This window comes from Aquabacterium sp. (assembly GCF_041909175.1).
In the GTDB taxonomy this organism is placed as follows: Bacteria; Pseudomonadota; Gammaproteobacteria; order Burkholderiales; family Burkholderiaceae_C; genus Aquabacterium.
This window is the reverse complement of sequence record NZ_JAYRDZ010000007.1, coordinates 171,784-193,307: the sequence shown is the minus strand read 5'-3', so window position 1 is coordinate 193,307 and position 21,524 is coordinate 171,784. Positions and strand designations below refer to the sequence as shown.

The 21,524-nt window shown below is 65.2% G+C and carries 2 protein-coding genes; both read left to right on the top strand.

Annotated features, from left to right (window positions below):
* Positions 1 to 106: 106 nt before the first annotated feature.
* Positions 107 to 19,768, top strand: a complete 19,662-nt coding sequence (locus ACE3PH_RS12255) for a leukotoxin LktA family filamentous adhesin (RefSeq protein WP_374319346.1) — start codon at positions 107 to 109, stop codon at positions 19,766 to 19,768.
* The gene (locus ACE3PH_RS12250) at positions 19,765 to 21,432 is read left to right on the top strand and encodes a ShlB/FhaC/HecB family hemolysin secretion/activation protein (protein ID WP_374319344.1); all 1,668 of its coding nucleotides are present in this window, start codon (positions 19,765 to 19,767) and stop codon (positions 21,430 to 21,432) included. The genes ACE3PH_RS12255 and ACE3PH_RS12250 overlap by 4 nt, the downstream gene beginning before the upstream one ends.
* The last annotated feature ends 92 nt before the right edge of the window (positions 21,433 to 21,524 follow it).

Sequence of the window (21,524 nt, the reverse complement as noted above, 5' to 3'; positions counted from 1 at the left end):
CTGTCTTACGGTGCTCTAACGAGCACTCTTTAACATCTGTTCACGACGCCGCATTGTTTGTTGACAGGGCGTCACTGTGCCGTGGCATTAACCGTGAGAAGCCGTCATGAACAAGATTTACCGCCTGATCTGGAGCAAGGCCCGCAACTGTCTGGTCGTCGTTGCCGAAAACGCGACATCGGTTGTGAAATCAAGTGGCGAAGGCCAGGTTGGCAGCACGGCCAGACAACCGCAGTGGGCCCTTCGACTGGCGGCGTTCATGGCGTTTTCCGGGCTTTTGTGTCCGCCCTTTGCGCTGTCGCAGGTGCAAACAGCCATCGTCACAGACGGTCGAACGCAGACCACCGTGTCCAGCAATGGCAACGTCTATGGCGTCAGCACGACGACCATCACCGGCAACAATGCCTTCAACTCGTTCAAGACCTTCAATGTGGGCGCGGGTGACACGGTCAACCTGAACGTGCCCACCTCGGCCATCAATCTGATCAACCTGGTTCGGGACCAGCGTACCGACATCTACGGTGTGCTCAACGCCATCAAGGATGGCCGCATTGGCGGCAAGGTCTGGTTCGTGAACCCCAATGGCTTCGTGGTGGGTGCCAGCGGCATTGTCAACGTCGGCAGCCTGACGCTGACCACGTCGACCACGCAGTTTGTCGACAATTTCTTCACCGCATCGGGCGCAGCCGATACCGCCTCGGTGAACCTGCTGCTGGCGGGTCAGGCCCCGCGCAATGCGGACGGACAGATCGTCATTGATGGCCAGATCAACGCCATTGACGACATCTCGTTGAGCGCCGGCACGATCAATGTCGGCGGCACGCTGTACAGCGGTGCCCGTTTCGTGGGCTCTGCCCCGGACTTTACCGATGTGGTCAATGCCAATGGCCTGACATCGGGCAGCGCCCTGGTGGTGAGCCAGGAAGGACATATCCAGATCGTCGCCGATCAGGATGTCACCCTTTCCGGCACCCTGTCTGCACAAGGCGCAAACGGCGTGGATGGCGGTACGGTGAGCGTGCAAGCAGGCGGTGACATCCAGCTCACCAGTGGCGCACTGATCACGACCGAAGGCCATGGTACGGACTCGGCCAATGGCGACATCACGCTGACGAGCAGCGGCAGCGGCCTGGGCACGGCAGCGATTGACATCAACTCGGCCACGATCAAGGGCGGTGACATCACACTGGTGGCCAGCAACGCCTATGACCTGTCGATCCTGCCTGTGCAGGTGCCCGTGACAGGCGCCAGCATCACCATCCACTCATCGGATATCGATGCCAGTGGCAAGCTGAGCGCGACGGCTGACGTGACGGTCGATGCATCCACATCCAGCCTGTCTCCCCTGGCCACCATCACGACCGTCTCCACGGCCAAGGTGGATGTAACCGGTAGCTCGCAACTGCACTCGGGTGGCGACACCACGCTGGCGGCCAGCTCGACCGTGACCGCCGATGCCACGGCGGGTACCCCTGATGCGCTCAAGTTGCCCGGTGATGCGGGCGTGGCCGTCAACGTGATTGTCAGCACCGCCACCGCCCACGTGGGAGGCAGCAGCACCGTGACCGCAGACGGCGCACTCGCCATCACGGCCACCAATGACGTCACGGCGACCACCCAGGCCGATGCCACGGCCAGCGGCGCCACCGCTGCTGGCGGCACGTTGGCCCTGACTGAACTGACCTCCGTGACCACGGCGTCCATTGACGGCACGGCCGCCACCACGGCTGACACGCTGACTGTGTCGGCCAATGCGACGAATACCGTCACCACCGAGGCCAAGGCCGCGACCAAGGGGGCCAGCAAGCAGACGAGCAGCCAGGCGGCCGCCAACCCCAGCCAAACCGAGGGGACGCTGAGCAAGTACAAAGACCAGGCATCCACGTCTGATGGCGCCGTGCAGGTCGCCGCCGCCGTGGCCATTGCCAACGTGAACAGCGTGACACAAGCCTATGTGGCATCCACCGGTCAGCAGACCAGCACCGGTGCCACGGCCATCACCACCCAGGCTGCCAGCACGTCCAGCGTGACGGCCGATGGCAGCAGTGCGTCCGGCTCGACCGGCGTGGGCGCAGCCGTGGGCCTGAACATCGGTGTCCTGGTCAACCAGGCCTATGTGGCGGACAACAGCAAGGTGGGCAGCCATGGCTTGAGCGTCAGCGCGGGCATGCCCACTGACAGCCAGAACGCTTTCACCACCAGCGCCAAGAGCGGTGCCGCCGCAAGCGGTGTCGGCGTAGCGGGCTCGCTGGCTTCGAACATCCTGGTCAACACGACCTCGGCCTACATCGCCGGAGACACCGACCTCAATGGCACGGCAGCAGCCGTCAATGCGGGTACCGGTGACGTGCTGATCGAAGCCACCAGCAACTCCGACAGCAAGGTCACCTCGGGGGCCGACGTCAAGGGCAGTGGCGACAGCGCCAAGGTCGGCGTCGGTGCGTCTGTAGGCTTCAACGTCGCGGTCAACACCACCACGGCCGAGATTCAGGATGGTGCAACCCTGACAGGCGGACAGGACCTGAGCCTGAACGCCAGCGCTGACCACACCGTCAGCACCGAAGTGACCGGGGGCGCAGCAGGCGCCAGCACGGCGGTGACTCCGACAGCCGCAGTCAGCATCGCGGTCAACACCACCGTAGCCCGTCTGGGGTCCGGTACGGCACTCGACATCGGCGGTGACTACGACAGCACCGCCGAGCAAAAGAGCAGCGTGAGCACCACCGCCACGGGCCAGACTGAAGGCAGCAACATCGCTGTAGGCGCCAGCCTGGCCTTGGGTTCGTCCACCGACACAGTCAGCGCATCCGTCGAGCGCAACATCACGGCCGATGGCGCCGTGGGCGTGCATGCCAGCTCGGCGGCATCGAACACCACCTCGGCCACCGCCAGTGTCTCGGGTGGCGAGAAGGCCGACAGCAGCACCGACCAACCCGCCAGCGGTGAGGCCGGCACCGTTGACAAACAGGTCGCCGCGCAAGGCGATGCGGCCAAGAAGGCTGCTGCTGCCACAGACGATGCCGCTGGCGACAAGGTCAATGACACCGAACCGGCTCCGACAACAGAGAGCAACTCATCTGGTGCCGTGAGTGTGGCCGCAGCCGTGGGTGCCAACGTGGAAGTGACCACCACCACAGCCCAGATCGCCAAGGGCGTGACGGTCCACGCTGGTGACGCCGTGGCCGTGACCAGCGCTGCGCAGACCGATGCCTCGGCCAGCGCCGATGGCAGCCAGGTCGACAGCGGTGGCACCAATGTCGGTGTCGGCGCCGCCGTGGCGCTGAACGTGGCCGTGGCCACCAATGTCACCACCATTGCGGACAACACGCACATCACATCCAATGGCGTGACCGTGAGCGCCACCGAGCGCGCGCAGGACGACGACAAGACCAGTGATTTCGCTGCCACCGCCAAGAGTGGTGCCGGTGCGGCCAATGTGGGCGTCGCCGGTTCGCTGGCGGTCAACGTCGTGGTTGACACCACCGTGGCATCGATCGCCGGTGACGACGACAGCTCCGGCACCGGCGCCAGCGTCAATGCCGGTACAGGCGATGTGCTCATCGAGGCCCAGCATGCCGCCACCAGCAAGCTCACCTCAGGGGCCGATGTGAAGGGTTCGGACGACACGGCCAAGGTCGGTGTCGGTGCATCCGTGGGCCTGGATGTGGTGGTCAACACCACAGTGGCTGAACTGGGTGACGATGCCGAGCTCACCGGCGGTCACGATGTGAGTGTCAACGCTGACAACGCCAACGCGGTGACCACCGAAGTCACCGGTGGTGCAGCCGGTGCCAAGATCGCCATCACCCCGGTGGCGGCGGTCAGCGTCGTGACCGACACCACCGTGGCCCGCCTGGGCTCTGGCGATGCGCTGGACATCACGGGCGACTACAGCAGCACCGCGTCACAAGACAGCAGTGTGAGCACCAAGGCCACCGGCCAGACCAATGGCACCAGCGTGGCCGTTGGTGCCAGCGTGGCCCTGGGCGTGGCTGTCGATACCGTCAGTGCCAGCATCGAGCGCGACATCACCGCCGATGGCGGTGTGGGTGTCAACGCCAGCTCGGCTGCCAAAAATGAAACCAGTGCCACCGCCAGCGTGTCCGGTGGCCAGAAGGCTGACAGCAACGACCAGCCGACCAACAGCGATGGCACGGCTTCCAAGACGGTCGATGAGCAGGTCGCCGACCAAAGCACTGCCGCCGACAAAGCCAGTGCAGGTGCCAAGACCACCGCAGCCGACAAGGCCACGGTGAAGACCACCACACCGACCAGCACGCCTACCGACACACCCAAGTCTGAAACCAGCGACGGTGCGGTGAGCGTGGCCGCCGCGGTGGGCGCCAACGTGGAAGTGGCCACCACCACAGCCCAGATCGCGAAGGGCCGCACCATCCAGGCCGGCGGCGCCGTGTCCGTGACCAGCCAGGCCCAGACCGATGCCTCGGCCAACGCCGATGGCAGCCAGGTCGACAGCGGTGGCACCAATGTCGGTGTCGGCGCCGCCGTGGCGCTGAACGTGGCCGTGGCCACCAATGTCGCCACCATTGCGGACAACACGCACATCACATCCAATGGCGTGACCGTGAGCGCCACCGAGCGCGCGCAGGACGACGACAAGACCAGTGATTTCGCTGCCACCGCCAAGAGTGGTGCCGGTGCGGCCAATGTGGGCGTCGCCGGTTCGCTGGCGGCCAACGTCGTGGTCAACACCACGGTGGCTTCGATTGCTGGGGATGACGACAGCTCCGGCACCGGTGCCAGCGTCGATGCCGGCACGGGCGATGTCAGCATCGAAGCCCAAAGTGCGTCCACAGCCAAGGCCACCTCCAGCGCCGACGTCAAGGGCACGGATTCCAGCGCCAAGGTGGGCGTGGGAGCATCGGTCGGGTTGAACGTGGTCGCACAGACCACGGTGGCCGACTTGGCCGACAAGGCCGTTTTGAGCGGTGGCCATGACCTGACGGTGAGTGCCACCAGCGAGAGCGAGTCGACCACGGATGTCACCGGTGGTGCCAGCGGCGCCAAGGTGGCCATCACCCCGGTGGCAGCAGTCACCATCGCGGTCAACACCACCACCGCCCATGTGGGCACCTCGGCCACGGATCTGAACCTATCGGGTGACATGGCCGTGCAGGCCGAAGGCACCGACACCGTGACGACCACGGCCACAGGCCAGGCACAAGGTGATGTGGCCGTCGGCGCATCGCTGGCCGCCACCATCGCGGTCGACACCGTCTCGTCCAGCCTGAACCGCAATGTTGCCGCCTCGGACAGCGTGGATCTGGAATCGACCTCAACCACCCAACTGACGACCACGGCCACGGCCGGCGCCAAGGGTGCCAAGGCCGCCAACAAGGATGCCGACGGCAACGAGCAGCCTGACAGCGGCACCACCGTTGACGAGCAAAAGAAGACCCAGCTGGATTTCGCCAAGTCGCGCAACAGCAGCACCAAGACACTCGACACCGACACCAACACCCCGGCTGCCGAAACGCCGGCGGTGAATGACAACGAGACCCCTTCGGTCGACCAGAACACCAACCCGAATACCACCACGGGCCAGAAGCAGCAGGCCAAGAAGGTCAGCGTGGCCGCCGCCATTGGCGTGGGCGTGGCCGTCAACCAGGCCAGCTCGACCATTGGTTCGAACGTCAAGGTCAAGACAGCCGGTGATGTGGATGTCAAGGCCACCACCGACACCAACTACGCCACCAAGGCCACCGGCGAAGCGGTGTCCGACGACGTGGGCGTGGCGGCTGCGGTGGCACTGACCGCCACCGTCAACACGACCAAGGCCAGTATCGCCAGCGGGGCCCACATCGACGAAGCAGATGCCGTTCATGTGCTCGCCACGTCGACCCAGAACCGCGATGCAGCCTTCCTGACCACCATGGGTGCGGAAGCCGTGTCCGGTGCCGGCGGTGGTGAGGTGGCCGTGGCCGGCGCCCTGGCCGTGGTCGGCAACTACAACAACACGGAAGCCTCGATTGACGAGAACGCCGTGATCGGCAGCGACACCACCCCGGTGGGTGATGTGACCGTCCAGGCCGACGACACCAGCAAGGTGGCGGTGCAGGCTCGTGCGGGCTCGCTCTCGAAGGGCACCAACAGCAAGGCCGGCATCGGCGCCTCGTTTGCGGCCGCCCTGTCCTACAACACCATCAGCGCCACCGTGGGCGATGGTGCCTCGCTCGATGTCAACTCGCTGACGGTGTCGGCCAACCGCAACCCGGTGCTGTTCAACGCCCTGCCCAACATCAGCGATGTCAAGAGCTTCAGCTTCGATACGCTGGACCCGTCGACCTACCTCGGCTCGAACAACTACTACACGGAAGCCGTGGCAGGTGCCGCGGCCAAGGGCAGCACCGCCGTGGCGGGTGCCTTCTCGGTGAACCTGTTCATGGACACCACCGAGGCCAGCATCGGGCAGAACGTGAATGTGCGCGCCACGGGCAGCCAGGCTGAAGCCGTGGCCGGCACACCCAATGCCGAAACCCTGGGGGTGGAGGTCTCTGCCACGTCCGACATCAACGTGATTGCCTTCTCTGGCGCGGTCGCCGGTGCGAAGAAGGCGGGTGTGGGCGTGTCCAACAGCGACATCGGCAACTTCGATCAGGTCAAGGCCAGCATCGGTTCGGGTAGCGTGGTAAACGCCGACGGTGCCGATGCCGGCGTGAAGGTGGCGGCATCGTCCACACAAGACATGACCAATGTGTCGGTCAGCGGTGCGGCCGCGACCGAAGGCACCGGCGTGGCCGGCGTGCTGGGCGTGATCGCCTCGGCCAACCTGGTCTCTGCCGAAGTGGGTGACGATGCCAGCATCACCGCACAGGGCGATGCCGAAGTGCAAGCCACCAACGACACCACGACGGTGATGGTGGCCGGCGGCGTGGCCGGCGGCAAGGAAGTGGGCGTGGGTGCGGCCATCGCGGTCAACGCCCTGTGGAACCAGACCCTGGCCAAGGTGGGCAGCGGGGCGTCGATTGACGCCAAGCAGGCCACCGTGGTGTCGGCCGTTGGCTCGGAAACCGCCGCCACGGCCGTCGTGGCGGGTGCAGGTGGCGGCAAGGTGGGTGTGGCAGGTGCGCTGTCCATCAACGCCATGTTCACCGACACCGAAGCCACCATCTCCGAGGGCGCCAAGGTCAACACCGACAGCGCTTACGACAGCGACGAACAAACCGTGGCCGTCACGGCCAACGATGACACCGTGATCGTCGGTGTAGCGGGTGGTGGTGCCGGTGGCGGCAAGGTGGGTGTGGGCGCAGCCGCCGACACCGCTGTGCTGATCAAGACCGTCAAGGCCACCATTGACGACGGTGTGGCAGCGGATGGCACCGAAGTGGATGCCATCAAGTCGGTGCGGGTCGCAGCGACCTCGACCGAGAACATCGTCTCGGTGACCGCTGGCTTTGCCGGAGGCGGCAGCGTGGGCGTGGGCGGAGCCGTGTCGCTCGGCATCGTTGCCAACACGGTGGCCGCCCATGTGGGTGACGCTGCCACGGTGTCTTCTGAGGGCAATGTGCTGGTCAATGCCGACGACGGCATCACGGCGGTGCTGACCGCCGGTGGCGGCGCGGGCGGGGGCGATGTCGGGGTGGGCGGCTCGCTGGCCGTGGCCACGCTGATCGGCACCACCCAGGCCACCATTGGTGACCAGGCCCACATCACGGCGCTGGGCCTGCATGGCAGCAGCGATGTCTACACCGGTGACACGGGTCGCGCGACCGAGGCCGCCAAGGGCTTGTCGGTCACGGCCTACAACAGTGAAAACCTGATCACCACGGTCGCCAGCGGCGCAGGCGGTGGCACGGCAGGCGTGGCCGCCACCGTGCAGGCCAATGTGATTGCCCAGACCACGGAAGCGGCCATCGGCCAGTTCACCACGGTCAACGAAGACAACACCGGTGCCGATGCCGACCAGCAAGTCCGCGTCAAGGCAGTGGATGAAACCGTGCTGGTGGACACCGCTGCCGGCGTGGGCGGCGGTGGCACGGCAGGCGTGGGGGCGGCCGCCAATGTGGCGGTGATCGCCAAGACCACCACCGCCAAGATCGGCAAGGGCAGCGAGGTCAACGCTGTCAAGGCTGTGGATGTGCAGGCAACCTCGCAAGCCGTGTCGGTGACCACCACCGCCGGCTTTGCCGGAGGCGGTAGCGCCGGTGTGGGCGGCTCGGTCGCCGCCGTCGGTGTGGCCAACACCACCGAGGCCTTCATTGAAGACGGCACCAGCAGCAGCGATGCCGCCCAGGTCAACGTCTCGGGCGGTGACCTGAGCGTCACGGCCAGCGATGTCGCCACGTCGACCCTGATCACGGGTGCAGGTGCCGGTGGCGGCGCCGCCGGTGTGGGCGTGTCCCTGGCCATGGGCGTCAATGTCAGCACGACCAGTGCCCGCATCGGCAACTACGCCGAAACCAATGCGACAGGCACCACACAGGTTGAAGCTGACGCCGTTCAGAACCTCAACGCCATCACCGTGGCCGGTGCAGGCGGTGGCTCTGCTGGCGTGGCTGGCACCATTTCTGCCGACGTGGTCGTGTCCCATACCGAAGCCGGTATCGGTGACCACGCCCAGGTCAACCAGGACAGCAACTACGCTGCCGCCGACCAGTCGGTGAGCGTGAAAGCCACGGACACCATCGTCACCGTGGGCGCAGGCGGCGCCGGTGCCGGGGGTGGCGCAGCAGGCGTGGGTGGGTCAGCCGACATCACCTTCGTGATGGCCACCACCACGGCCTCCATCGGCGACAACGCCGATGTGAGCGCCAAGAAAGACGTGTCGGTCGAAGCCACGTCGGACAAGTACGTCAATTCCGTCACGGTGGCGGGCGCCGGTGGCGGTGCCGCCGGTGTGGCGGGTGCGGTCTCGGTGATCGCAGTGGGTTCGCTGTTCGACGACGAAGCCAGCAGCGGCCTCAATGGCACCAACACGCAGGACTACGCTGACAGCCAGACCACCAAGAGCGCCGTCGGGGACAGCCTGGGCAGTGGCACACAGTCCACCCAGGCCAAGAGCACGCTCGACAGCAAGGCCAGCAAGCTGGGCGTAGCCAGCTACATGAGCAGCTCGGCCAACGTGCCCGAAAAGAACACACAGGCCTACATTGGCCATGGCGCACAGGTGAATGCCGGCGGTGACGTCAGCCTGGCGGCAACCGACAAGACCCTGGCCATCGTGGCGGCCGGCTCGGGTGCCGGCGGCGGTGCGGCAGGCGTGTCGGGCGCCTTTGGTGTCGTGCTGCTGCACGATGCCGCCGAAGCCTTTGTGGCTGACGGTGCCACCGTCAATGCCAAGGGCACCCTCAGTGTAGACGCCAGCACCAGCGAGAACGTCTACAACGTCGGCATCACCGGCGGTGGCGCGGGTGCGGCCCAGGTAGACGGCGCCATCGTGGTCAATGTCGTGACCTCTGACACCGCAGCCTACATCGGCGCAGCCGACATCAACCAGGATGTGGCTTACCAGAACGCCAGCCAGTCGGTCAGCGTCAATGCAGACAGCGACAGCACCATCGTGACCGTGGCCGCCTCGGGTGGCGGGGCCGGGGCAGCCGCTGTAGGCGGCGTGGCCGGCACCAATGTGCTGAGCAAGGACACCCGTGCCTTCATCGGTGAAGGCGCGAACGTCCAGGCCCGTGACACGGTGGCCGTGGTGGCCGCCTCCACCGAAAACATCATCAATGGCGCGGTGTCCATCCATGGCGCGGGTGCCGCTGGCGTGGGTGCCGTGGTCTCGGCCAATGTGGTGACCAACACCACCGAGGCCTACATCGGCTCGGCCCTGGACGACAGCACCAAGACGGGTGCCACGGTCGATTCCAACGGCAACGTGACCCTGGCTGCCAGCGATGACACCCTCATCGTGGCCGTCTCGGCCGTCGGCAACGGCGCCGGTGCGGCGGGCGTCGGCGTGAACGTCGGTGCCAATGTCATCGCCAACACCACCAGCGCCTACGTGGGCGACAACTCGACCGTCAATGCCCGTGGCAACAGCGCCGGGGTAGACGTCTACAACGGCACGACCGGCGCCGCGACTGCGATGCCATCGGTACCGGGCGGCGGTTCGGGCAGCATCGACATCGACGGTGATGGCACGGCCGACGGCGACGTCAGCAATGGTGTGTCCTTCAGTGTCGAAGCCGAAGGCAACAGCTCCGGCAGCGGTGGCGCCAGCAGCTCGGTCGACCCGTCGGCCAAGGGCTCGCGTAACGAAGCCGTCAGCGGGGCCAGCGGCGGCATCGGTGCCAAGGGCGTGGATACGGGCGTAAAGGGCCTGTCGATTGCCGCCGTGGCCAATGAAAAGGTCATCTCGGCCACCGTCGGTGTGGCCGGCGCGGGCGCGGCAGCCGTGACTGGCGCCGCCAGCACCAACGTCATCACCTCGACCACCCAGGCCGGCATCGGCAATGGCGTCCAGGTGAACCAGGGTGGTACCACCGGTGCAGACCAGTCGGTGCGCGTCACCGCGGCAGACAACACCTTCATGGTGCAGACCGGTGGCACGGTCAGCGGGGCTGGTGCAGCTGCAGTCAGCGGCACGGTCGACACCGCCGTGGTGGCCAAGACCACCACCGCCCGCATTGGTCAGGCCACCATCGATGCCCACAACGTGGCGGTATCCGCTCAGTCGAGTGAAGACCTCTATATGGTGGGCGTGAACATCTCCGTAGCGGGTGCCGCGGGGGTGGGTGCGGCTGGCAATGTGGCCGTGGTCACCAACACGACCACCGCCAGCGTGGGTGCGGGTGCCGACATCGAGGCAACCGGCAACCTGGCTGTCAACGCCGATGAACAAACTGCCATCGACCTCTACACCATGAGTGGTGCAGGCGGCATCGCTGGCGTCAGCGGCGCGGTCTCGGTGGGGGTGATCGACAACACCACCCTGGCTCAGGTCGAAGGCAGCAGCGATGCCAGCCAGGCCGCCCAGCTCGACGCCCAGGGCACCACCGACATCGGTGCGACCTCGTCCGAAGACATCAACAGCGTGACCGTGAGTGCCGCTGGGGGTGGCGTCGGCGTGGCTGGTGCGGTCGGCGTCAAGGTCGTCAAGTCGACCACCCAGGCCACCATTGGCCAGAACGCCCAGATCAACCAGGCACTGGGCGGTACCAACCAGAATGTGAAGGTGCATGCTACCGACACCGTGACCCTGACGGGCGGCGGCGGCAGTGTGGCGGTGGGTGCCTTCGCGGGTGCAGGCGCCACGGCTGAAGTCAGCATCGTGCGCAACACGACCACAGCCAGTGTGGGCACAGGCGCCGACGTGCATGCCGATCAGGACATCGACGTCACGGCCGAATCGACCAAGGACGTGCAGGCTGCCGCCGTGGCTGCAGCTGGCGGCGGCTCGGTCGGCATTGCCGGTGGCGTGAACGTCGCCGTCATCGGTGCCGCGCTCGATACCGATTCGCAATCCAGCATCGGCAGCGGCAAGACCGCCACGTCGGTGGACAGCAGCATGACGACCGACAACGTCAGTGGCCAGCTGGGGGATTCCGACCACCTGAGCGGCGCCAAGTCGAGCATCTCGACACGCACGGCAGCGCTGGGCGTGGGTGATGACCTCAACACCACCTCGACCGCCTCGCTCGACAAGACACAGGCCGCTGTTGGCAGCCAGGCCAGCCTCACCGCCGGTGGCCACATTGACGTGTCCGCCACCGACCATACGCAGCTGGATCTGGTGGCCACCGGTGCGGCTGCGGGTTATGTGGGCGTCGGTGGCGCCTTCGGCGTCGGCGTGACCCACAGCACCACGGAAGCTTTTGCCGATGACGACGCCTCGCTGTCGGCCGATGGCGACATCACCATTGAAACCGCTGCAGGCAACGTCGACAGCACGGGCTCGCGCGTCATCAGCACCGCCGGTGCCGGTGGCGTGGTGGGTCTGTCCGCCGCCGTGTCGGTGCTGACCGACACCAGCGTCACCCAGTCCTACCTTGGCAGCGGCGTGAGCGTGGATCAGGCCGGCTCGCTGTCGGTGACCGCCACCAGGGACCGCCGCTCGGATACCCAGACTTACGGCGCCTCGGTCGGCGCGCTGGCCATCGGTGCATCGGTGGCCACCACGGTCTTCAACGGCACCACCGCTGCCTACCTGGAAGACGGTGTGCTCATCGGCACCAGCACCGGCAGCGTCGGTGATGTGCTGGTGAACGCCACCGACACGTCCAGCGCCAGCGCCCGCGCTGTGGCCGGGACTGCCGGCATCATCGCCGGCTCCGGTGCGGTCGCCACCGCATCGATGACCTCGCACGTCACGGCCGCCGTAGGCGATGACAGCCAGATCGACTCGGACGGTGACGTGACCGTCAGCGCCGACACCACCACCGACACCACCGCACGGGCCCTGGGCATCAACATTGGTGCCGGTGCCGTGGGTGCATCGGTGGCCACCGCCACATCGGGTGCCACGACCCTGGCCACCCTGGGTGATGACGTCGAAGTCAGCGCCGACAACCTGACGGTATCGGCCACCCGCCATGTGGGTGCCACGCCATCGGCCGTGGCGCAAGCCACCGGTGCGGCAGGCGGCCTGTTGCTGGGTGCCAATGCCACCGTGGCCACCGCCATCGGTCAAGGCACCACCAGCGCCGAAGTGGGCTCCGGTGCCACGTTCACCGTCACGGGCACGGCCGCCGTCATGGCCGACAGCCAGTCGCAGCAAAGCGCTGCCGGGACGGGCGTGTCCACAGGATTCGTGGCCATGGGCGCCGACTTTGCTATCGCCAACTCCAGCACGACCACCCAGGCCGTGCTGGGTGACGACGCCAAGGTCACGGGCAGCACCCTGCAGGTGTCGGCCAGCAGCGAAGACACCAACTACGCCTATGGCATCGCCGGCTCGGGTGGCGTGGTGTCTGCACCGTTCTCGCAGGCCTCGACCTCGAACACCAGCCAGACCTATGCCACCACCGGCAGTGGCAACAACGATGCGGCTGATGCGCGCAAGATCGACGTCGATACCTTGCTGGTGCAGGCTGAGCACACGGCCAACTTCAACAGCTGGATCGAAAGCACCAACGCCTCCCTGGTGGGCGTCAGCGGGGCCCAGGTGTCCAACACCGTCGTGGCCAACACGCAGGCCCACATCGGCACCTCAGGCTATGTCGAAGCCGACAACATCACCCTGCAGGCCGACAACGACATCAACAAGAGCACCCCGGCCACGCTGGCGGGTCTGACCAACCTTGCTGGTGGCGCCCTGGCTGCCCCCAGCTGGAACGTCAGCTCCACATCCGGCGGCCTGGCTGACCTGCCCGCCGCAGGCAGCACCACCACGCTGGCCGTGAAGGCCACGGTGGGCATCGGCGCCGGCGCCCATGTCGAGCAGACCGGCGACAGCAGCGACCCGGGCAATTTCACACTGGATGCCTGGAATGACGTCAACGCCACGGACAGCGTCAAGCTGAGCTCCGGCGGTGCCATCACCTCGGCCATCGCCTCGTCGGCCATCGTGCCGGTCGATGGGCAGGATTCGGCCAGCGCCAGCGTCAGTGTGGGCGCGCTGGCCGACCTGAGCAGCCTGGGCGACATCGCCATGGGGGCCCGCTCCACCGCCGTGCTGGATGCGGAAGCCGCCGTTGACATCTATGGTCTGGTCGGCGTGGCGCCGTTTGGCTCCAGCGTCGCCACCTTCCAGTCGTCCAACCAGGTGACCATCGGGGCCGGTGCCACGCTGGACGCCGGCCGCGACATCATCCTCAACGCCGGAGCCAACAGCAGCAACGTCACCAACATCATCCAGGTCACAGCCCACAGCGATGTCTACAACAACACGGCCATCCCTGTAGAGCAGGACCCCGTGGCCGACGCCACCATCCGCAACACCAGCCAGATCAGCATCGAAGCGGGTGCCGACCTGGGTGCCGCGCGGGATATCTACCTGTACGCCCAGGACGGCAGCAATGTCGCCACGGGTGTCGGCATTGGCAAGGACATTTACCGCGAAACCCTGGCCGCCATCGCCAGCGCCATCAGCGAAGCCTTCGGTGGCGACCCGGTCTCGTTCGAAACGCGCACGGGCAACTCGGTCAAGTCGCTCAGCTCCAACGTGGACGTCGAGGGCACGGTGCACACCGGTACCCAGCGCTACCAGGAGCTGACGATCGGTGATGACGGCGTCGGTGTGACGGTCAAGGGCACCATCACCAGCCAGATCACGGACATGCTCGATGTCGCTTCCGACATCCAGAAGCGCATCACCTATCTGCAAACGCTGGTCGAGCAATACAGCACCACCAGCAGTGACACGACCTCCGATTCGGCCATCGCCGTGGCCGCTTACAAGTCGGAAATCGACTTCCTCAAGCAAAAGCTCAAGGATCTCGGCTTTGCCTCTGGTGAAGTGGCCACCTCGACCATCAGTGCCCTGCAGGCCGCACAGGCGGCTGTCGCAGGCATGACGACCAAGATGGAGGGCTATCAAAGCCAGGTGGACACGCTGACGGCGACCAACACCACGCTGACCAGTACCAACCAGACACTGACGAGCAACAACAGCACGCTGACCTCGCAGAACGCCACCCTGACCGGGGTCACCATCCCCAACCTGAAGGCCCAGCAGGCCGCACTCGACAAGAACGCAGCCAACTACCAGACGAAGTACGACCAGCTTCAACAGCAGATTGACGATGCCAATAGCACGGTGCAGACCAACCTGCAGACCATCAGCACCAACACGAGCACCATCACTGCCAACAGCCAGGAGATCACGGCCAACGAAGCCCTGATGGTGCCGCTCAACACCAGCATCACCCATCTGAGCGAGCAGATCGCGAGCCTCACCGATGACATCAATGCCGGCCAGTACTCCTCCTCACCGGCATCGGGCCCGATCCTGAACGTCGTGACGGTGAGCGATGCCACGGCGCAACTGGGCAACATCTATGTGAAGGCGGACTCGCTGACCGGTTCCGGCACACTGGACTCTCCGGGGGACGCAGAGATCAAGATCACCAACACCGGCGCCAATTTCCTGGTCATCAAGAACCTGACGATTCCGGCTGACGAAGGTGGCAAGGTCTATTTCAACGGCATCTCCGTCACCGACAACGCGGAGATCAACAACGTCAACGGTTCCGCTGGCAGCGCCAGCTTTGCCGCGGTCAAGACAGCTGACAGCACCGACACCCCGACCATCCTGATTCAAAGCACCTACGACCCGACACTGGACCCCAACTACGGGGTCTCGGGCAAGGCGCAGCCGAAGCCGGCCGGCGATGTCATCGTGCAGGGAGACCTGACCAACCTGCGTGGCCTGGTCAAGATCGACGTGGCAGCCGGCAGCATCCGCCTTGAACAGAAGACCGATGACGACGGCAACGTCATTTCGCCGGCAGAGACGGCCACGGTGCGCGCCAACCAGGTCGAGATCAAGACCAACAACGGCGACTTCGTGCAGAGCTACACCGACAGCTTTGTCAACACCGGCGGCGACCCGCTGGTGGTGACCACCGATCCGATCACAGGGCTGTCTTCGGTGACCTACCAGGCCGAGTCGAGCACCTCCGGTATCGTGGCCAACGGCAGCGTGCTGATTGCCGCTCGCTACCTCAACATCAACGGGGTCGTGCAAAGCGGCATTGCCCAATGGGGTGTGGTGATCCCGGCATCCGCCACGGTGACGCTCACCAACGGCAGCAGCGTGAGCTTCGCGCAGGCCCAGGCTTACTACAACAGCCTGACCGACGCCCAGAAGGCTGTCTCCGGGGCCGAGTACTTCACCGTCAGCGGTGCCACGGTATCAGGCCTGGAAGGCACCGACTGGGAGCAGATCACCGTTCGCTACAACGCCAAGGAAAACCGCCTTGAACTGGGTGGCGTGACGGTGCAAGGCGGCTACATCAAGCTGTTTGGCGCCATCTACAACACCAACCTCAACGGTGGTGGCGAGTTGCGCGTGCTCGATGGCTATGGCCAGATCAAGGTCGACAACGAGACCAGCCTGTCGCTGCTGGTCAACACGCTCGACACCGGCCGTGGCGTGGCAGGCAAGATCGAAATCACCGACCTGCTCAAGACCGATGCCAATGGCAACTTCCTGACCACGACCTACACCCGCGAGGCGGGCGAGTCGCGTACGGGCTACAGCTATACCCCGCTGGCTGATATCCGTTACGCCAAGCAAGTCGGCAAGGAATTTGGTTCGACAGACTTCTATCGGTACTCGAGCGACGCCATCTTCGGCATCGACCTCAACAACATCAACCTCGACGACTACTGGATCGGCAACTACACATCGCCGGTCAACGTGCCCATTGAAAACAATGGGCAGTTCCTGGGACTGCTGCCGAGCGCGGGCACTGCAGGTCACACCCAGGTGGACTCCTCCGTGACGACCAACGGCGAGGTGGTGAAGGGCAACTCCTGGTTCGAGTGCAACTGGTGGACGCTCTGTGTCGCAGGCACTTACTACCAGGAATTCAGCCGGCCATCGACCACGCGGGTCATTTCGACTACCAGCGTCAAGGCAGACAACCCGATCTCGATCTCCTTCATCGGGGTCGACAACGGCATAGTGGATGTGGTGTCCAAGGGCAACGTCATCTTCAACGGCTCGATCAACAACCGCGACGGCGACACCAGCGTGTCATCGACCGGGTCGATCACCCAGTCGAACAGCCAGGCCATCGTCAGTGGTAACAATGTCTCGCTGTCGGCCGGAACCGGCATCGGCTCCACCACCCAGGTGGTGCAGGTCAAGGTCAGCGACAGCGGCAAGCTCGACGCCACTTCCAATTCGGGTGACGTGCGCCTGCAGCAGGTGTTGGGCCAGTTGAACGTCGGCACCATCGGCGGCGCCGGTGTGGCCAATGTCTACCTGGAATCCGACCGCGGCATCGTCAACTACGACAGCTCGTCGTATGTGGAAGGCCAGCGCGTGGAGCTGCTGTCCAACAACGGCGGCATTGGGGTGTTGACCGATACCGAGAGCAACCCGCTGACGGTCCGCACCGGCTACACCACCGACGAGACCCAATGGCCGAACAACGGCCTGGTGGCCACGGCCCGCGACAGCATCAACATCAAGAACGAAGCCGACAGTGGCAATGCGCTCTACTCGGGCAACCTGCTGCTGATCTCGGCCGAGTCGCTGGGTGGTGATGTGCGCATCGAGACCACGGGCAGCGTCATCGACAACAACCCGTACGCCACGGTGGACACCCGCACCGAAGCCGAGCTGGCCCAGTTGTGGGACGACCTGCGGCTGCGGGGCACGCTGGCCGACGAGAAGGCCAGCGAAGCCATCTCGGCCTATGAAAAGGGCAAGACCTCCAGCTACCAGCTCTACTGGCAGCTGCGTCAGCGTCAGGCCGATGGCGGCACCACTTATGACGCTGCCTTCGTCTTCAGCTTCACCCAGGCCGAGCACGACGCCCTGATCAGCTCCGGCATGACCGAAGCCCAGATCAGCACCCTGGCAGCCAACCGCACCACGCAGTACCACGAGCTCAACAGCGAAGTGGGCACGCTGACCACCAGCTACGTGTCGGGCTATGCCTACACGGCGACCGATACCGAAAAGACCAGCATCACATCGGGTTCGAAGTGGAGCGACGCCCAGCTTGAACTGTCGGTCGGGGCCGGTCTGCTGAAGGCGATCACCGACACGGTGACCACCATCAAGGAACCCAATGCCAAGGGCCGCAACGTCACCCTGATCGCGGGCGCCAACATCGGTTCGCAAGACCCGGTGCAGGAGATCGACCTGAGCCAAGGGCTGGACTCGCTGACCACCGCCCAGAAAGCTGCCCTGGCTGCAGCCGAGCGGGGTGATGTCACGCTCAACGGCAACATCCTGACGATCGCGCAGCCGCGCCCGGTCAACGTGACCACCACCGGCACCGGCGTGCTCAACGCGACGGCCACCAATGGCTATGTGCTGATCGGCTCGGAGGAAGACCTGCGCATCGAGCAGGTGTCTGCCACCGGCGAGATCCGCATCAAGACGGCAGGGGCACTGATCAACGGTGCATCGTCCAGCAGCACGGTCAATGTGCAGGGGACCAACACCATCCTGGAAGCAGCCAACGGCGGCATCGGCTCGGAAGAGGCGCCGCTGCTGGTCAACACCACCGATGGCGCCCGCGTGGTAGCGCGCGCCGCGGATGACATCTGGTTGAACACCGATGGCGACTTCACGGTCGACACGATGTTCTCGCGTCAGGACATCCACCTGAGCGCGGAAGGATCCATCCTGGACTACCAGTCAGCTGAAGGCACGGTGTCGCCCGATCTCAATATCCTGAGTCAGAACCTGTGGCTGAGCGCCTTGACCGGCTCGATTGGCACCTCGACCAACGCACTGGATGTGGGTGTGAACCGCACAGGCCTCATCTATGCCACGACCACCACCGTGGGTCAGGGCATCTGGCTCAATGGGCCAGCCGGTGAATACGCCAACTTTGGCGATGTCACCTCGGGCGATGTGGCCCACCTGTCGTCGGCCACGACGATGAAGGTGGACGGCACCATCACCGCGCCAGGCCCGGTCACCCTGATTGCCGGTGGCACGATGAGCCTCACCGAGAACGCCAAGGTGCATGCCACGGTGCTCGACACCAGCCTGCAAGCCGGCGCCATCGACATGGCTGCAGGTGCAGCCGTCTCGGTGGACGTGGGCAAGCTGACGGTGCAGTCCGACTCGACGCTGACGATGGCCGACGGCGCCACCATGACGGTCCAGCAAGGCACGATCGACATCACCACCGTGGGAGATGCCATCGTCACCGGCATCTTCACTGGCAACCCGACCGAAAGCGCCATCAGCATCACCAGCACAGAAGGCCACATCCTGGCCGGTCACACGCTGGGCAGCGGTCACATCGACATCCAGGCCGACACCGGTCCGGCTGCGAAGCTGACCATGTGGGCGGCACAAGGCATCGGTGACGAGCCGCTGAACCTGAAGCTGCTGAACCTGGAGGCCACCTCCGGCGGCAAGGCTGATCTGGCCGTGGATGGCTCGGTCAACATCGACAGCATCACCGCCGTCGAACGCGTGCTGCTGTCTGCCACCGGTGGCATCACGGGCGGATCGGTCAGTGCATCCGATGGCTATGTGTCGATCACCGGCGGCACCGGGGTCGACCTCGCCAGCGTGTCGGCGTCCGAAGATGTCTCCATCAGTGCGCCTGACCACATCACGGTCGGCGCCATCAACGTGGGCACGGCCCTCAACCTGGCATCGAACCAGATCCAGGCGGCCGTCACCGGTGGCAGCACGCCGGTGGGTGGTGCCATCACCGGCTATGACGGCAGCGTGGCGCAAAACGTGACGCTGACCCTGTCTGGCACGGGTGGCTTTGCCTTCAGCGACTTCTGGGCGGTCAACGCCGATGTGAGCATCCCGGTGGGTGCGCTGTCGGTGGGCAATGCCATCATCCTGGACCGCGCTACCTTCACCAACCCGAAGACCACCCTGCTGGTCGATCAGTTCGACAAGTCCAACCAGGGTGCCGACGTGCAGCTGTACACCGCTGGCGACAGCTTCTGGTTCGACCTGGCGGGCAACCGCGTCGACACCGACGCCTTCGTGCTCTACCGTGACCCGTATCACGAGGTGATCACGCCAGACGGCAACAACACCAGTGCAGCCGAGGCAGCCGACCAGCAGCAGGCCCAGTCCGACCGCAAGCGCGCCGTTCGTGGCCTGGACCAGGACGAAGCCACCACCACATCGCTGGTGAATGCCAACCCGATTCCGGCCGTGAACACGCAGTGCCCGGACAACAAGAAGAAGGAGTGTGAGCTGTGAAGCGGCATGAACTGACTTTCGCCGGCCTGTTGGCGGCGACTTCCCTCGCGTCAGCCCAGGTGGTGGTGCCGCCGTCGGCCGACCCGGGCGCCATTCAGCAGCGGCAGATGGAAGAAGAGCGTCTGCGGCAACTGCGCGAACGGGCGCAGCGCAAGCAGATCGAAGAGCCCGTGCAGAACCAGCTGCCCGAACCCGCGGTGCCCAAAGCGGCCGCACCGGGCGCCACGCACTTTGTCGTCAAGACAGTGAAGTTCACCCCGTCAGAGATCCTGAGCCAGGCTGAACTGGCCTCGCTGGCCAGCCAGGTGGAAGGCAAGGACCTGGACATGAACGGGCTGCGCCAGTTCGTCGACACGGTCAACAAGTTCTACCGGCAAAAGGGCGTGGTCACGGCCCAGGCCGTGCTGCCAGCGCAGGATGTCACCTCCGGCGTCCTGCAGATCCGGCTGGTTGAAGGCCACGTGGGTCAGGTCCTGTTGTCCGGCAACACCTCGACGCGCGACAGCTACCTGCTCAACCGCCTGGGCCTCCAATCGGACGACCTGGTCGATCTCAAGCAGCTCGAAGCGTCCCTGGTGCGCTTCAACCGCACCAACGATGTCCAGATGCAGGCCCAGCTCAAGCCCGGGCAACGTTTCGCAACCACCGACCTGGCCGTGAACGTGTCCGAACCGCCGGCGCAAAGCCTGCGGCTGAGCGTAGACAACCTGGGTACCTCGTCAACCGGCAGCAACCGCCTGACACTGGCTTACCAGCACCGCAGCCTGCTGGGCTGGCGTGACAGCCTCAGCCTGTCGGCCACCAAATCGGTGGGCACCACCAGCCTGGCCTTCAGCTACGGCGTGCCCTTCAACACCTCGGGCGGTCGGGTGAGCGTGGGCTACAACATCGACCGCACCTCGATTGAACATGGCAGCCTCAAGAGCCTGAACATCACCGGCCGTTCCGAGTCAGCCAACATCTCGGCCCGTCAGCCCTTGCTGGTCGACACCAACAGCGAACTGGATCTGGTCGGTGCAGCCAAGCAGCGCACCACCACCAACTGGATCGACGGCGTCACCATGCAGAAGGTCGACACCAAGGGGCTTGATCTGGGACTGGAGGGCCAGTGGTTCGACAACCACGCGAGCTGGTTCGGCAGCTTCACGCATTCGGTGGTCTCCGCCAGCACGCCGGACACCGCGCAATACAACATCGAGCGGGCTTCGCTGCGCCATCAGCGTGAACTGGAGAACGGCCTGACCTTCGTCGGCAATGTGACGCTGCAGGTGTCCTCCGACAAGCTCCTGCCTTCCAGCGAACAGTTCTTCCTGGGTGGCGAAGGCAGCGTGCGCGGCTACGCGTCCGGGGTGTATTCGGGCGACTCGGGCATGGTGCTCAACCTCGAACTGCATCACAGCGTGATGCTGCCCGGCGCCAGCAGCGTCGATGGCCTGAGCACCAGTGGTTTCCTGTTCCTGGACCATGGCCGGGTCAAGCCCTTCCGCCCACCGGCCTCCTCCCTGCCAACCTATGACACGGTCACCGGTGTCGGCCTCGGCCTGGACCTGGCACTGGGCAAGTCCACCCAGGGCCGCGTCACACTCGGCTACGGCCTCGACCATGTGGATGCGCAGTCGCACAACCTGCGGGTGACTTTCCAGCTGTCCACCCTGCTGTTCTGAGCAAACCGGCCACCCGACAACCGTACGCGCAAACACACTGGAACCCAGCCATCCAAATGGCTGGGTTTTTTCTTTCCACCTACTGGGAAACA

Bases quoted from the DNA above. Each gene is read 5' to 3' on its own strand.
- ACE3PH_RS12255 (WP_374319346.1), top strand. From the start codon at position 107: ATGAACAAGATTTACCGCCTGATCTGGAGCAAGGCCCGCAACTGTCTG.